The sequence below is a fragment of the Pseudomaricurvus sp. genome (genome assembly GCF_965662505.1).
In the GTDB taxonomy this organism is placed as follows: Bacteria; Pseudomonadota; Gammaproteobacteria; order Pseudomonadales; family Cellvibrionaceae; genus Pseudomaricurvus.
This window is the reverse complement of the sequence record NZ_CBFIHX010000018.1, coordinates 25258-40211: the sequence shown is the minus strand read 5'-3', so window position 1 is coordinate 40211 and position 14954 is coordinate 25258. Positions and strand designations below refer to the sequence as shown.

General features: G+C 52.8%; 12 protein-coding genes. 8 read left to right on the top strand and 4 right to left on the bottom strand.

Annotated elements, in window-relative coordinates; translation table 11 throughout:
- On the bottom strand, window positions 1-447 hold a 447-nt coding region (locus ACTG33_RS04300), incomplete at its 3' end, for a TatD family hydrolase (RefSeq protein WP_439133952.1).
- A gap of 51 nt (window positions 448-498) precedes the next feature.
- Window positions 499-1836 (bottom strand): 30S ribosomal protein S12 methylthiotransferase RimO, encoded by a 1338-nt coding sequence (rimO, locus tag ACTG33_RS04295; RefSeq protein WP_439133953.1) that lies wholly within the window; start codon window positions 1834-1836, stop codon window positions 499-501.
- A gap of 402 nt (window positions 1837-2238) precedes the next feature.
- On the opposite strand from rimO, the gene ACTG33_RS04290 reads away from it, so the two are divergent.
- Window positions 2239-3885 (top strand): AMP-binding protein, encoded by a 1647-nt coding sequence (locus ACTG33_RS04290; protein WP_439133951.1) that lies wholly within the window; start codon window positions 2239-2241, stop codon window positions 3883-3885.
- A gap of 46 nt (window positions 3886-3931) precedes the next feature.
- On the opposite strand, the gene galE is transcribed toward ACTG33_RS04290, so the two are convergent.
- Complete coding sequence (gene galE, locus ACTG33_RS04285; protein WP_439133950.1) at window positions 3932-4984, bottom strand: UDP-glucose 4-epimerase GalE; 1053 nt, start codon at window positions 4982-4984, stop codon at window positions 3932-3934.
- A gap of 150 nt (window positions 4985-5134) precedes the next feature.
- On the opposite strand from galE, the gene ACTG33_RS04280 reads away from it, so the two are divergent.
- From ACTG33_RS04280 to ACTG33_RS04265, 4 genes are all read left to right on the top strand, one after another.
- Window positions 5135-5404 (top strand): glycosyl hydrolase 53 family protein, encoded by a 270-nt coding sequence (locus ACTG33_RS04280; RefSeq protein ID WP_439133949.1) that lies wholly within the window; start codon window positions 5135-5137, stop codon window positions 5402-5404.
- A gap of 32 nt (window positions 5405-5436) precedes the next feature.
- Window positions 5437-7359, top strand: a complete 1923-nt coding sequence (locus ACTG33_RS04275; protein WP_439133948.1) for a PrkA family serine protein kinase — start codon at window positions 5437-5439, stop codon at window positions 7357-7359.
- Between the two features lie 101 nt (window positions 7360-7460).
- Window positions 7461-8747, top strand: a complete 1287-nt coding sequence (locus ACTG33_RS04270; RefSeq protein WP_439133947.1) for a YeaH/YhbH family protein — start codon at window positions 7461-7463, stop codon at window positions 8745-8747.
- 38 nt (window positions 8748-8785) lie between these two features.
- Complete coding sequence (locus tag ACTG33_RS04265) at window positions 8786-10348, top strand: SpoVR family protein (protein ID WP_439133946.1); 1563 nt, start codon at window positions 8786-8788, stop codon at window positions 10346-10348.
- 27 nt (window positions 10349-10375) lie between these two features.
- On the opposite strand, the gene ACTG33_RS04260 is transcribed toward ACTG33_RS04265, so the two are convergent.
- Window positions 10376-10945, bottom strand: coding sequence for a response regulator (locus tag ACTG33_RS04260; RefSeq protein ID WP_439133945.1), 570 nt, complete (start codon window positions 10943-10945; stop codon window positions 10376-10378).
- A 522-nt stretch (window positions 10946-11467) separates the two neighbouring features.
- On the opposite strand from ACTG33_RS04260, the gene ACTG33_RS04255 reads away from it, so the two are divergent.
- The 3 genes from ACTG33_RS04255 to ACTG33_RS04245 all read left to right on the top strand — a co-directional run bounded on the left by ACTG33_RS04255 (window position 11468) and on the right by ACTG33_RS04245 (window position 14938).
- Complete coding sequence (locus ACTG33_RS04255; RefSeq protein WP_439133944.1) at window positions 11468-12766, top strand: hybrid sensor histidine kinase/response regulator; 1299 nt, start codon at window positions 11468-11470, stop codon at window positions 12764-12766.
- 110 nt (window positions 12767-12876) lie between these two features.
- Window positions 12877-14112 carry a multifunctional CCA addition/repair protein gene (locus ACTG33_RS04250; protein WP_439133943.1) on the top strand — a complete coding sequence of 412 codons (1236 nt, stop codon included), beginning with the start codon at window positions 12877-12879 and terminating at the stop codon, window positions 14110-14112.
- 58 nt (window positions 14113-14170) lie between these two features.
- Window positions 14171-14938, top strand: coding sequence for a pteridine reductase (locus tag ACTG33_RS04245; protein WP_439133942.1), 768 nt, complete (start codon window positions 14171-14173; stop codon window positions 14936-14938).
- The last annotated feature ends 16 nt before the right edge of the window (window positions 14939-14954 follow it).

Below are 14954 nucleotides of genomic sequence, written 5' to 3'. Positions count from 1 at the left end.
CAACACCTCGTTATGCGCCTTGTGAGCGTGCAAAATCAGAGGCCGATTAAACTCTTCTGCCAATTGTACTTGCCACTCGAAAACGGGGGTTTGCTCGACGACTGGCTTTTCAATACTGCCGTCCAGCCCGCATTCACCCACTGCCACAACCCGTGGGTGACGCAGGTGGTGAGCCAGACGCTCCTTAAATCCGTGTTCAGTGAGACTGGATTCCTGTTCCACATCCGCATCAGAATCCGCCACCCACCAGGGGTGCCAACCGGCAGCCGCCCAGAGATCACAGACCAGATCCGGTTGTGTCACTAATTCCAGCAAGGGCGCCCACTGACCGGGATGAGTTCCTGGTATGAGAATGCCAGTCACCCCAGCCGCTGCGCAATCCTGAAGGATATGATTGCGATCCTCATCGAAGACTTCAAAATCAAAGTGGCAATGGCTGTCGATCAACGCTACACCTCGCCGTTTTTGGGTGCCGCAGTAGACGCGGCGATGGACGCATTATGGGCGAACGACAGAACCCCACAAGTCGTATTCGTCGGCATGCTCAATGATGACCTCGACGCGATCGCCAACGTTCACATCAAACTCTTCATTCAGATAAACCACACCGTCGATTTCCGGAGCGTCGGCATAGGTTCTACCCAGTGCACCCTCTTCGTCGACATCAACAATCAGAACTTCCAGGGTGCGACCAATTTTCTGCTGCAGACGCGCCGTGCTGATGCGTTGCTGGGTTTCCATAAACCGCTCCCAACGCTCCTGCTGAATCTCTTCCGGTACATGATCTGGCAAATCGTTGGCCGTGGCGCCATCCACCGGCGAATATTTAAAGCAGCCTACCCGGTCCAGTTGAGCCTCTTCGAGGAAATCCAGCAGCATCTGGAACTCCTCTTCAGTCTCGCCCGGGAAGCCCACAATAAACGTGGAACGAATCGCCAAATCGGGGCAGATCTCACGCCACTTTTTAATCCGGCCCAAGACTTTCTCGCTGTGCGCCGGACGCTTCATCAATTTCAAAATACGCGGGCTGGCGTGCTGAAACGGGATATCCAGATAGGGCAGAATTTTGCCCTCGGCCATCAGCGGAATCATTTTATCCACATGCGGATACGGGTAAACATAGTGCATGCGCACCCAGACGCCCAGTTCTCCCAGAGCTACCGCCAGATCCTGCATGCGGGTTTCCCGCCCTTCCGTCAAATCCAGCTTGAATTTCACATCAATACCGTAGGCGCTGGTGTCCTGGGAAATCACCAGCAATTCCTGAGTGCCATTGGCCACCAGTTTTTTCGCTTCGGTCACCACATCAGTCAGCGGACGGCTGACCAGATCACCGCGCATGGCGGGAATGATGCAGAAGCTGCAACGGTGGTTACAACCTTCGGAAATCTTTAAATAGGAATAATGGGTGGGCGTCAGCTTCACTCCCTGCGGCGGCACCAGATCAACCAGCGGATTGTGCTGTTCCGGAGTTGGCGGGATGATCTTATGAACCGAGTCCATAACCTGATCGTAATCCGCCGGCCCACTGACACTGATCACACCGGGATTGGCCGCTTTAATGGCTTCCGCATCGCTGCCTTTGCCCATGCAACCGGTGACAATGACCTTGCCGTTTTCGCGCATGGCCTCACCGATGGCGTCCATAGACTCCTGCTTGGCGCTGTCGATAAAACCACAGGTGTTGACCACGACCACATCCGCGTCTTCATAGCTGGGCACGACTTCGTAACCGTCCAACCGCAGCTTGGTGAGCATACGCTCCGAATCGACCAATGCTTTGGGACAGCCCAGACTGACGAATCCCACCTTTGAGCCGGACGCGCTCGCGCTCATTGGCTGCCCTTCCAGGATTCTGGCAGGCGCATCCAGTGTGGTGGTCTGCGAATCGGCAATCTGTTTGGGGTCGAAGCTTTCTACTGTCATGTACGTCTCAATATCACGGGTATTTGTTACGAGTGCTTGTATAGGCCGCGGATTATACCCGAAGCATGACCAAACCCCAGCCCGAATTGTATAAAAATCAATCATTGCTGCCTTCATTGCAGCTTATCGGCGGTCGCCCGAGCGCTCAGGCAACCTCGGGCATATCTGACCCGCCGTTTAGCTTTCTGAGGTGGCGCTGTTTATTCTTCTATACTACATACTCGTGAGAACCTATATTTAAGTCGTGACTGGCAACGCACAGGTCAGTCCCACCTCATCCTCGAATACAACATAACGACAAGCAGAGAAGAGATGAACTACACGCTCCCCCTGGATCAGCTGGCCGCCAATGTCGCAGCCCACCCCGACAAGCCCTATTTGCACCAACCCGTAAACCGCCAGTGGCACACCCTCACCTGGGCCGAGGTGGACAATCAGGCAAGGATTATTGCGACAGCGTTGCTGACTCAGGGATACAGCCCAGGGGACCGTATCGCCATTCTGGCCAAAAACAGCGCCGAATGGTTTATCACCGATCTGGCCATCATGATGGCAGGTATGATCAGCGTGCCCATTTACGCCACCGCCGGCCTCAGCACCATACAACACGTGATGAATCACAGCGGTGCCAGAGCCGTCTTTGTCGGCAAACTGGATGACACCAAAGCCGCCGAACAAGCGTTTGACGACAGTATCCTGATCATCACCTACCCTTACCCGACGATTCGCGGCCACGTTGAATTCAATCAATGGCTGGATGAATACGAGCCACTGCTGGAGGTTCACCGTCCACTCCCTGAGGACACCTTCACTCTGGTCTACACGTCCGGCAGCACCGGACAGCCCAAAGGTGTGGTGCTGAGTTATCTCAATGTGGCGTCGTCCAGCTACGAGGCCGCCCATATCCAGCCTCGCACGGATGAAGAGCGCTGCATGTCCTATCTGCCTCTGGCTCACATCACCGAGCGCTGTGTCGTGGAACTGGTGTCGCTCTATATCTCGCTGGAAATTTTCTTTGTGGAGTCGCTGGATACCTTTATCGACGATGTTCGCCACGCAGAACCGACTATTTTCATCTCGGTGCCGCGTCTCTGGACCAAGTTTCAGGCCCAAATCCTGGCCAAAATCCCCGACAAGAAACTGCAGACACTGTTGAAGATCCCTTTGCTTGGGCGCTTTGTCGCTCGCAAAATTCGTCATGAACTGGGTTTTGGCAAGGCTCGAATGTACGGCTCCGGCTCCGCGCCTATTTCCCCCAGCACCCTGGAATGGTATGCGCGACTGGGCATCAACATTTCCGAAGGCTGGGGGATGACTGAGACATCTGGACTGTCGTGCGGCAACAACCCCTTTCAGCCTGACCGGCTGGGCACCATTGGCGCCCCTGTACCCTGCGTGGAAATGAAGTTGTCCGAAGAGGGGGAAGTGCTCATTCGGGGAGATGCCGTGTTTAAGGAGTATTACAAAAACCCGGAGGCCACCGCTGAAGCATTTACCGACGGCTGGTTCCATACCGGAGACAAAGCCAGAACCGACAGCAACGGCACCTGGAGTATTGTCGGGCGGGTCAAAGAGCAGTTCAAAACGGCCAAGGGCAAATATGTGTCACCGGCCCCCATTGAAAGCCTGCTGTCGCGCAACTCGGACATTGAACAGGTCTGCGTGTTGGGATCGGGACGCAAGCAGCCCCTGGCTATCGTAGTGCTCAGCGAACAGGCCCGCGGGCTGTCCGACACCACCCGCACGCAATTGCAAACCACCCTTGAGAACGTCAACGCCGACCTGGAGTCTCATCAGCGGCTGGATCACATCATCGTCAGCGACGAGCCCTGGACGATAGAAAATGACATGCTCACACCCACGCTGAAGATCAAACGCAATAAGCTGGAAGAACGTTACAGCAAGTACTTACTTTCCCAGCTGCCCCAGCCGGTGATAGGGGAGCAGGAAATTCAGTAAGCAGGAAGCAGGAAGCAGGAAGTTCATCAAGCGAGCACCAAGGCACTCACTCAAAACCATTGGGGTTACCAGACTGCCAGCGCCAGGTGTCTTCCATCATACGCTGCACACCAAATTCGGCCTGCCAATCCAATTCCTCCCGGGCCTTGCGCGGATCGGCAAAACATTCCGCCACATCACCCGAGCGGCGAGGCTGAATTTGATAAGGCACGGATTTGCCAGACGCCTGCTCAAACGCCTTAATAATATCCAGCACACTGTAGCCCTGACCCGTCCCAAGGTTGTGGGTATAACAGCCCTCTTCGGCACTCAGCAGGAAACCCAGCGCTTTCACATGGCCTCTGGCCAGATCTACCACATGGATGTAATCCCGTACTCCGGTGCCATCCGCAGTGGGATAGTCATCGCCAAAAACACTCAGTTGCGCCAATTTACCCACAGCCACCTGAGCCACATAAGGCAACAGATTGTTGGGTATACCCTGAGGATCTTCGCCAATCAAACCGCTTTCATGAGCCCCTACCGGATTGAAGTAGCGCAACAAACTGACACGCCAGGGACTGTCCGCAGCACGACAGACATCCCGCATCATTTCTTCCACCATCAGCTTGCTGCGACCGTATGGATTGGTCGCAGAAATAGGGAAGGCTTCATCGATGGGCACACTAGCGGGATCACCATAGACCGTGGCCGATGAACTAAAAATCAGGTTATAAACCGCTGCCGACTCCATCGCTTCACACAGTGCCACCGTGCCCGATACGTTGTTGTGGTAATACTTTAACGGCAACTCACAGGACTCACCCACCGCCTTAAAACCGGCAAAGTGCAGCACTGCCGAAACAGAATACTTCTGGAATATTTGCGCCATGACTTCGCGATCATTAACGTCCGCTTCGATCACGGTAAGTTCACGCCCTATAATGCGGCACAACCTCTCAACTGCTTTTGGCTTGCTGTTGGAAAAGTTATCCACAATGATAGGTTCGTAGCCCGCTGCGACCAGCTCTATGCAGGTGTGACTGCCAATGTAACCCGCCCCACCGGTTACCAGTACACGACTGTTTTTTACTCCGCTTGTATCAACCTGATCGCTCATTATTTTTACCACCCTCCTGGTATTTTCACTACCACCCAACTTCAAAGTGCGCTATGTTGGGTTGCCGTTTTGATATTTGCAATCCGGTTCCACCACCGATCGTATACGATCTTATGACATCAGACACTTTAGCCCGATTCCCGATCGGCGGTGTACAGCTTTTACGTTTTAGCTTTACATTATTCAGACCAGCAAAAAATCGATTCGGCGATTATCCCACAGGCATGGGAGCAAAAACAGACACAGGCCACGACTTCGCAAAAACACAAATATTTACAGAAAAAATTTACAGTTCTGGCTAACACTTTGATTTTTCCGACTATGCTTCAAGTAGGGAATAACAGTTTTTACACGAAGAGGTATAACGTTATATACGCTTGGCCTATATCGAGGGAATATTGTTACCTTCCCACGGTCTAACCTTTAGGCCTCCCGTCAAAGGAGATTTAGCCATGAGCATTTTCAACCACTATCGTGAACGTTACGAAGCCACTCAACAGGAAGAACTGACGATTCAGGAATATCTGGATCTCTGTAAATCCGATCCCGGAGTTTACGCGTCTGCGGCTGAACGAATGCTAATGGCGATAGGCGAACCGGAAGTCATCGATACCGCTACAGACCCCCGACTCAGCCGTATCTTTTCCAATAAAGTCATCAAGCGGTACAAAGCCTTTACCGACTTCTACGGCATGGAAGAGTGCATCGAACAAATTGTGTCTTTTTTCAAACACGCCGCTCAAGGGCTGGAAGAAAAGAAACAAATCCTTTACCTGTTGGGACCGGTTGGCGGCGGTAAATCCTCCCTCGCAGAAAAACTGAAAGCTCTGATGGAAAAACAACCCATCTACTGCATCAAGGGCTCCCCCGTATTTGAATCGCCACTGGCATTGTTTGACGAAGCGGAAGACGGCCATATTCTCGAAGAAGACTATGGTATTCCCAGACGTTATATGAAATCCATTATGTCGCCCTGGGCTGTAAAGCGTCTGCATGAATACAATGGTGACATCAGTCAGTTCAAAGTGGTTAAAGTCTACCCCTCAATTCTCGACCAAATTGCCATCACCAAAACCGAGCCCGGCGATGAGAACAATCAGGACATTTCTTCACTGGTTGGTAAGGTAGACATCCGCAAACTGGAAGACTTTCCTCAAAGTGACCCGGATGCCTACAGCTTTTCCGGTGGCCTGTGTCGCGCCAATCAGGGTTTGATGGAATTTGTGGAAATGTTCAAGGCGCCCATTAAAGTCTTGCACCCACTGCTGACCGCCACACAGGAAGGTAACTACAACAGTACCGAAGGTCTCGGGGCCATTCCCTTCGAAGGGATCATCCTGGCTCACTCCAACGAATCCGAATGGCAAACGTTTAAAAACAACAAAAACAATGAGGCTTTCATAGACCGGGTCTATATCGTCAAAGTGCCTTATTGTTTGCGCGTTTCCGAAGAGGTCCGTATTTACGACAAACTGCTGGAGCACAGCTCACTGGCGGCGGCCCCCTGCGCCCCGGATACGCTGAAGATGCTGGCGCAGTTTTCCATTCTGTCGAGAATCAAGGAGCCGGAGAACTCCAATCTCTACTCCAAAATGCGGATATACGACGGCGAAAACCTGAAAGACACCGACCCCAAAGCCAAATCTCTGCAGGAATATAGAGACGCGGCCGGTGTTGATGAAGGCATGGCGGGTCTTTCCACACGATTTGCCTTTAAGATCCTGTCCAAGGTGTTCAACTTCGATCCCACAGAGATTGCCGCTAACCCGGTACACCTGCTGTATGTTCTGGAACAGCAGATCGAACAGGAACAATACCAGCCCGAGCTGCAGGAGAAATACCTCACTTTCATCAAGGAACATTTGGCGCCACGCTATGTGGAGTTCATCGGCAAGGAAATTCAGACCGCGTATCTGGAGTCCTACACCGAGTACGGTCAAAACATCTTCGATCGCTATGTCACTTACGCTGACTTCTGGATTCAGGATCAGGAATTCCGCGACCCCGAAACCGGTGAAATCCTTAACCGGGTGGCGCTCAACGAAGAACTGGAGAAAATCGAGAAACCGGCAGGCATCAGCAATCCGAAAGATTTCCGTAACGAAATTGTTAACTTTGTTTTACGCGCCAGAGCCAACAACAATGGCATGAATCCGGTATGGAACAGCTACGAAAAGCTGCGTACGGTCATCGAGAAGAAAATGTTCTCCAATACTGAAGACCTGCTGCCAGTCATTTCTTTCAACGCCAAAGCGTCTGCGTCCGACAAGAAAAAACATCAGGATTTTGTCGCCCGCATGGTGGAGCGCGGTTATACCGAGAAACAGGTGCGCCTGCTATCAGAATGGTATCTGCGCGTCAGAAAATCTCAGTAACACGCGATCCGGTAGCAGGCCCTGCTCATACACAGGCCTGCTACCGATTTACTGACTGACGACATCTAACCAGACCATCGAGCTACACCAGCGAGGCCGCCATGAGCTACATAATTGATCGACGCCTCAACAGCAAAAACAAAAGCACCGTCAATCGACAGCGCTTTTTGAGGCGTTATCGCAAACACATTCAGAAAGCGGTTTCCGATGCCGTGGGACAGCGCTCTATCACCGATATTGATAAAGGTGAGCAGATAAGCATCCCCAGCAAAGACATCAGCGAGCCGATCTTTCACCATGGCAAGGGTGGACGCAACAGCAATGTGCTGCCCGGCAACAAGGAATTTGTGCGCGGCGACCGTATCCCTCGCCCACCCGGTGGTGAGGGCGGTTCCGGTTCGGGTTCCGGCGCCAGTGATCAGGGCGAAGGTATTGACGACTTTGTCTTTCAAATCACTCAGGAAGAGTTTCTCGACTTTATGTTCGAGGATCTCGAACTGCCTAATCTGGTCAAGCGGCAACTGGCCGGCAATGAAGAATTCAAAATGCGCCGTGCGGGCATCGCCAGCGAGGGCAACCCGGGGCAACTGAATATCGTCCGCTCACTGCGCTCGGCCAACGCCCGACGCATTGCCCTAACGTCCGGCAAGCGCAAAAAACTGAAAGAACTGGAAGCCGAACTCGAGAAGGAAGAAAAGCTGGATCCGGCCCTGCGCAATCACCTGCACATCACCGCGCTGCAAGAAGAAATTGAAGCTCTGCGCAATCGTATCAACCGGGTTCCCTGGCTCGACACTTTCGATCTCAAGTACAACTTGCACGTCAAAGACCCGGTGCCCCGCTCCAAGGCTGTGATGTTTTGTTTGATGGACGTTTCAGGATCAATGAACCAGGCGACAAAAGACATTGCCAAGCGGTTTTTCATTCTTCTGTACTTATTTTTACAGCGGAATTACGAGCACACCGAAGTGGTGTTCATCCGCCACCACACCAGCGCCAAAGAAGTGGATGAGCAGGAGTTTTTCTACTCACGTGAAACCGGTGGCACCATCGTATCCAGTGCGCTAAAACTGATGAAAGAAATTCTCGACGAACGCTACCCGCTGTCTGAGTGGAATGTTTACGGCGCCCAAGCCTCCGATGGCGACAACTGGAACGACGATTCTTCCACCTGCTCGCGAATTTTGATGCAGGACTTGTTGCCCAAACTGCAATATTACTCCTACATTGAAATCACCCCCAGAGACCACCAGGCACTGTGGCGGGAGTATCAGGAAGTACAAGCCAACCATGGCGACGTGTTTGCCATGCAGCAAATTGTTGAAGTCAGTGATATCTATCCGGTATTCAGAGAGCTGTTCCAGAAACGAACGGTTCCCACTAGCTGAGCCTATTCGCTTCAGACTTACCGTATTCAGGATTGCCTATGAATGAGCTGGAAAACAAATTAAAGAGAAACCCCATCTCGGAGACCTCTGAATGGTCTTTTGAATTGATCCAGGACTATGACCGCGCCATTGCTGCGATTGCCGAGGAATACAAACTCGATACCTACCCCAATCAAATCGAGGTCATCAGCTCTGAGCAAATGATGGACGCCTACGCCTCTGTGGGGATGCCGCTGGGCTACCACCACTGGTCCTACGGCAAACAGTTTCTCAACATCGAGCACTCCTACAATCGTGGCCAAATGGGGCTCGCCTACGAAATTGTTATCAATTCCAACCCCTGCATTGCCTATTTGATGGAAGAAAACACCATGACCATGCAGGCTCTGGTGATTGCCCACGCCTGCTACGGCCACAACTCTTTCTTTAAAGGTAACTACCTGTTCCGCACCTGGACTGACGCCGATTCCATCATCGACTACCTGGTGTTTGCCAAAAACTATATTGCTCAATGCGAGTCCCGCTACGGCATTGCCGAGGTTGAGACTCTGATCGACTCCTGCCACGCCCTGATGAATTATGGCGTGGATCGCTACAAGCGCCCCTACCCCATCTCAGCCGAGCAGGAACGTGCCCGACAGGAAGAACGTGAAGCTCACCTGCAACGGCAGGTCAACGACTTGTGGCGTACCATTCCCGGTCAGGCCGACAATGAAAAAACCCAGCAAAAGATTCGCTTTCCCGAAGAACCTCAGGAAAACCTGCTCTACTTTATTGAAAAGAATGCACCGCTGCTGGAACCCTGGCAGCGGGAAATCGTGCGCATTGTCCGCAAAATTGCCCAGTACTTTTACCCCCAGCGTCAAACTCAGGTGATGAACGAAGGCTGGGCCACCTTCTGGCACTACACACTCCTGAACACACTCTACGATCGCGGCATGGTCACCGAAGGCTTTATCTTCGAGTTTCTGCAGTCCCACACCAGTGTGATCTACCAACCGTCCTATGACAGCCCCTATTACAATGGCATCAATCCCTACGCGCTGGGCTTCAGTATGATGACGGACATTCGTCGCATCTGTGAGCATCCCACCGAAGAGGATCGTCGCTGGTTTCCCGACATCGCCGGCAGCGACTGGCTCGAAACGCTGCACTTTGCCATGCGCAATTTCAAGGATGAGAGTTTTATTCTGCAGTATTTGTCACCCAAGGTGATGCGGGATCTGAAACTGTTTTGCATCATTGATGATGACAAATCGCGGGAAATTGAAGTCAGCGCCATCCACGATGATCACGGCTATCAACTGGTGCGGGAAGAGCTGGCCGGGCAATACAATCTGGGTAATCGCGAACCCAACATACAGGTGTTTCAAGTGGATGTTCGCGGCGATCGTTCACTGACGCTTCAACACGTACAGCACAACCGAAAACCGCTGGGAGACTCCACAGAAGAAGTCCTCAAACACGTTCACCAGCTCTGGGGGTTTGATGTGCATCTTCATTCTGTACAAGGAGATGACATAACCGCCACCTATCACTGCCCACCCAAACCGGACGACAGCACACTGGATCTGGATATGGCGCTGCCGGTGACCAGCTAGGGTAATGATTAAGACGTCGGTTAAGACCTACGCTCTTTCGAACAACGCCTCCACCCGGTCGAGCAGTTCCTGATTTTCAAACGGTTTCGGCAAGATGTCCGAAGCCCCCAGCGCCCGGGCCCGATCCAACCCAGCACTGGTTTCCGCCGAGATCACCAGCACCCGGGTTTTGGAGTGCTCTTCGTGGTTACGGATAAAGCGCAACACTTCGTAGCCATCCATCCCAGGCATTTTCAGATCCAGTGTCACCAGTCCCGGTTTCATATCCACCAGCAGAGCACCGGCACTGAAACCATCGTGTGCCACCTGCACCTCAAACCCCTGGCGAATCAATACTCGTCGAATGGCACTGGCCATCTCCGGCTGATCCTCAATGACCAGCACAGACCGCTTCTGAGCCCCGAACTCGTCGGGCACCGGCATATCGTTGCTTTGCAGAAATTCCACAAAGTCTTCCACCTGAATCCGGTGATCGCCGCGGCCGGGCAGCTTATACGCCTTCAATCTGCCTCGCTCAATCCAGCGGATCACAGTGCGGAAGTTCACCCCACAGTGCTTTGCCGCCTCCCCAGTCGTCAGAACCTTTACTGTCCCCATAAATACATCACTTTTACCGAATTTCACTGTTCATTTTTATTGTTGGATCGTAAACCCGGCATAAGCATACCCAATTTCAGACCTGTCTAACATGACTTTAATGTCAGCATATCGTACAAGATATTTACAAATGTTATCAATGTCACGATTGACAGGTTAGACACGTGGGAGATATTATGGCCCCAGTTACAAACAACCCCCTCTGTTTTCACCTTAACGGAGACAGGCTCAGCAGAGAGAAGCTTTCGCCGGTAAGACTGAGTCCTCGCAACAGAACACCCTAAGACCCTTCGCCCCTAGATGTAGTGGGGGCATTTTTTTGCCTCAGATTTGAATCACCCCCTCATTGCGCCATAATGCAGTGTGATTACGCGCGCCATTTCCAATCAGACCGTCCCACTCCGTGGTGTCTTTATAGAAAAGTCTATTGGGGATGGATGACTGTTTTGGTGCGTATGGCTACTTCGATGTGACTGGTCATATCGGCGTGGATAACTGCACCGCAGGAGGAGTTATTTCGCAATGGATGAATTCGCTACAGGCTCTGTCGACAATCAATCCACCCTGCTTATTGTGGATGATAACCCCGTCAATCGGCAGGTGTTGAGCGCTATCCTGAAAAGCCGTTATCGCAACCTGACCGTGGTTGAGAATGGCCAACAATGCCTGGACGCCTTAACTGAGCAGGCATTCGACCTGGTGTTGCTGGATCTCAACATGCCCTTTCTGTCCGGCTTTGAGGTGCTGACACAGGTAAACGCCATGTCGTTTACATACCGGCCAGCGTTTATTGTTGTCTCTGCCGACAATCAGTCGTCCACGATCAGTCAAGCCTTGCAGCTGGGGGCTTCCGATTATGTCACCGCCCCCTTTAATCCCGATGAATTGCTGGCCAGAGTGGGCACGCACCTCTCATTACACAACCGCGAACAGGAACTTGAAGCCCGAGTGCGACAGCGCACAGCCGAACTCGAGACATCCAACCAGGAGCTGCAAACCGCTCAGGATCAACTGATACTGGCAGAGAAGATGGCCTCACTGGGGGGACTTTCTGCAGGGATTGCCCACGAAATTAACAACCCCATTGGCTATATACACTCTAATCTGGACTCCCTGAAAGGCTACCTGGAAGATCTCATCAGACTGCTGGGTCTCTATCAACAGGCCGAAGCCTATATCACGGATGCTGGCGTCCGAAGTCAGCTACAGCAACTCCAACAGGACATTAACCTGCCTTTTTTGAAAAGTGATGTGCAGCAATTGATTGATGATTCGCTACAGGGCGCCCGTCAGGTGAAGCAGATCATCGCCGATCTCAAGACTTTCTCGCACAACCCGAGAAGTCACGAGCAAGGGAGTCATCAATGGGAGTGCCTGCAAATCAATGACTGCATTCAAAGTGTGCTGAATATCGTCAAGTCCGAGCTCAAATACAAAGCCGACGTGCACCTGTCTCTGGACAAGCAACTACCTGCCATCCAATGTATCCCCACTCAGATTTATCAGGTCATGACCAACTTACTGGTGAACGCAGCTCAGGCGATTGAGCAGCATGGCGACATTTATGTGGAGACTCACAGCCGAGTTGATCGCATTGAAATCGTCATTCGCGACACCGGGTCTGGCATCGACTCCGAGCTTATAGGCCGAATTTTTGATCCGTTTTTCACCACCAAAGGGGTGGGAGAAGGCACCGGACTCGGCCTGTATGTCACCTATCGCATCATCGAAGGCCATCAGGGCACCATTCAGGTAAACAGCGAACCCGGTGCCGGCTGCCAGTTCTCCATCCAACTGCCTCTTCAGCAGCTGTATCCTTAATTGCGCTGAACAAAACGAGCTGATTCAACCGGTGTATACTGACCTGCCATACATCGAAACAAAAGCCTCTAAACCAAAACCTTTGAACCAAATATGGCGATCATACTGCAATGAAACAAGTCTACTTAGTGGGCGGCGCTGTTCGCGACAAGCATCTGGGCTATCCCTTCCACGAGCGTGACTGGGTGGTGGTGGGCTCCACCCCCGACGACATGTTGACCGAGGGTTTTCGCCCCGTTGGCAAAGACTTCCCCGTGTTTTTGCATCCGGATACTGGCGAGGAATACGCGCTGGCGAGGACCGAGCGAAAAACCGCACCCGGTTACAGTGGCTTTACTTTTCACACCTCTCCAGACATCACTCTGGAAGAGGATCTGGCACGCCGCGACCTCACCATCAACGCCATTGCCGAAGACGAAAACGGACAGGTGTATGACCCCTATCACGGTCTGGATGACCTGAAAGCAAAATTGCTACGCCATGTCAGCCCGGCGTTCAGCGAAGACCCTGTACGGGTCTTGCGCGTTGCCCGTTTTGCCGCACGCTATCACCATCTGGGGTTTCAGGTTGCCGATGAAACCCAACAACTGATGACCGATATGGTCGAGGCCGGCGAAGTCGGTTTTTTGGTGGCTGAACGCGTCTGGAAAGAACTGGAACGCGCCCTGACAGAGCGCTCCCCGGATGTCTTTATTGAAGTGCTTCGTCAGTGTGGCGCACTTGACGTGATCATGCCGGAAGTCGCCGCCCTGTTTGGCGTTCCGCAAAGAGCGGAGCATCATCCCGAAATTGACTGCGGCATACACTGCATGATGGCCCTGACTCAAGCCCGCAAGCTCAGCGACGACAGTGCCGTGCTACTGGCCACCTTGACCCACGACCTCGGCAAGGCCACAACGCCGGAAGACGTATTGCCTCGCCACATTGCCCACGAGCAACGCAGCCTGCCGCTGATCGAACAATTTTGTGAACGTCTGGCCATTCCAAAGCGACACCGGGAACTGGCCATCGCTGTCGCGCGGGATCACACCAATTGTCACCGGGTCTTTGAATTGAAGGCCAAAACTCTACTGAGCCTGTTGCAGCGTCTCGACAGTTTCCGGCGTCCCCAGCAACTGCAGGATTTTCTGCTGTGTTGCGAAGCAGATTCCCGCGGCCGCAAAGGCTTTCAGGAACGCCCCTACCCACAGGCGGACTATCTCCGTCAGGCGCTGGAGGTCTGCAACAAGATTCAGGCCAGAGACGTCATGGCCGAAGGCGTTACCGGTAAAGACATAGGCGAGGCCCTGCAGAAAAAGCGCATTCACGCCTTACAAGCTTTCAAAGACAGCTACACCCCAAGATAACTACAGCCCAAGCGAACTACACCCCTGATCAAGACGCCTAACACCGCGCAGGAATGACATGCAGAACATAAGCACAACCGAATCAACCCCATCCACTACCGCTGTGGCGCTGATCACCGGCGGCGCAAGACGTATTGGTGCGGAGATCATCAGACAGCTTCACCAGCAGGGCTATCGGGTGCTGATTCATTACCGACACTCCCGAGATGAAGCGCAAGCCCTGGCTGACTTGCTAAACCAGGTACGAAGCGACTCAGCGGCTCTGATACAGGCCGATCTGAGTCAAGATGAATCCATCGAATCTCTGGCTACAGCCGCCATCGCTGTGTTTGGCCGGATCGACGTTCTGATCAACAACGCCTCCAGCTTTTACCCCACTCCCATCGGCCATGCGACTCTGGATCAATGGGATGAGCTCATGAGCAGCAATGCCAAGGCCCCGTTTTTTTTAAGCCAGGCGCTGGCTCCGGAGCTGAGCAAACGCACAGGCTGTATCATCAATATCGCGGATATTCACGCCCGCAAGCCACTCAAGGAGCACACCCTCTACTGTATGGCGAAGGCGGCCAATGTGATGCTGACAGAGTCTCTGGCCAGAGAGCTGGCGCCAACGGTGCGCGTCAACAGTGTGGCTCCAGGTGCTATTTTATGGCCGGAAGACGCCGCCGAACTGGACTCTGAAGGGAAACAATCGATTCTGGGACGTATTCCTCTGGCAAGAACCGGGGCCCCCGAAAACATCGCTCAGGCGGTTTTGTGTTTGCTGCAAAATGACTACATCACTGGGCAGGTACTGCCTGTGGACGGCGGACGGTCACTTCACTGAGCCCCTGTCAGATAAT

What these genes read in the sequence shown, in the direction of transcription:
- rimO (WP_439133953.1), bottom strand. Translation starts at nt 1,836, where the DNA reads ATGAGCGCGAGCGCGTCCGGCTCAAAGGTGGGATTCGTCAGTCTGGGC.
- ACTG33_RS04290 (WP_439133951.1), top strand. Translation starts at nt 2,239, where the DNA reads ATGAACTACACGCTCCCCCTGGATCAGCTGGCCGCCAATGTCGCAGCC.
- galE (WP_439133950.1), bottom strand. Translation starts at nt 4,984, where the DNA reads ATGAGCGATCAGGTTGATACAAGCGGAGTAAAAAACAGTCGTGTACTG.
- ACTG33_RS04275 (WP_439133948.1), top strand. Translation starts at nt 5,437, where the DNA reads ATGAGCATTTTCAACCACTATCGTGAACGTTACGAAGCCACTCAACAG.
- ACTG33_RS04270 (WP_439133947.1), top strand. Translation starts at nt 7,461, where the DNA reads ATGAGCTACATAATTGATCGACGCCTCAACAGCAAAAACAAAAGCACC.
- ACTG33_RS04265 (WP_439133946.1), top strand. Translation starts at nt 8,786, where the DNA reads ATGAATGAGCTGGAAAACAAATTAAAGAGAAACCCCATCTCGGAGACC.
- ACTG33_RS04260 (WP_439133945.1), bottom strand. Translation starts at nt 10,945, where the DNA reads ATGGGGACAGTAAAGGTTCTGACGACTGGGGAGGCGGCAAAGCACTGT.
- ACTG33_RS04255 (WP_439133944.1), top strand. Translation starts at nt 11,468, where the DNA reads ATGGATGAATTCGCTACAGGCTCTGTCGACAATCAATCCACCCTGCTT.
- ACTG33_RS04250 (WP_439133943.1), top strand. Translation starts at nt 12,877, where the DNA reads ATGAAACAAGTCTACTTAGTGGGCGGCGCTGTTCGCGACAAGCATCTG.
- ACTG33_RS04245 (WP_439133942.1), top strand. Translation starts at nt 14,171, where the DNA reads ATGCAGAACATAAGCACAACCGAATCAACCCCATCCACTACCGCTGTG.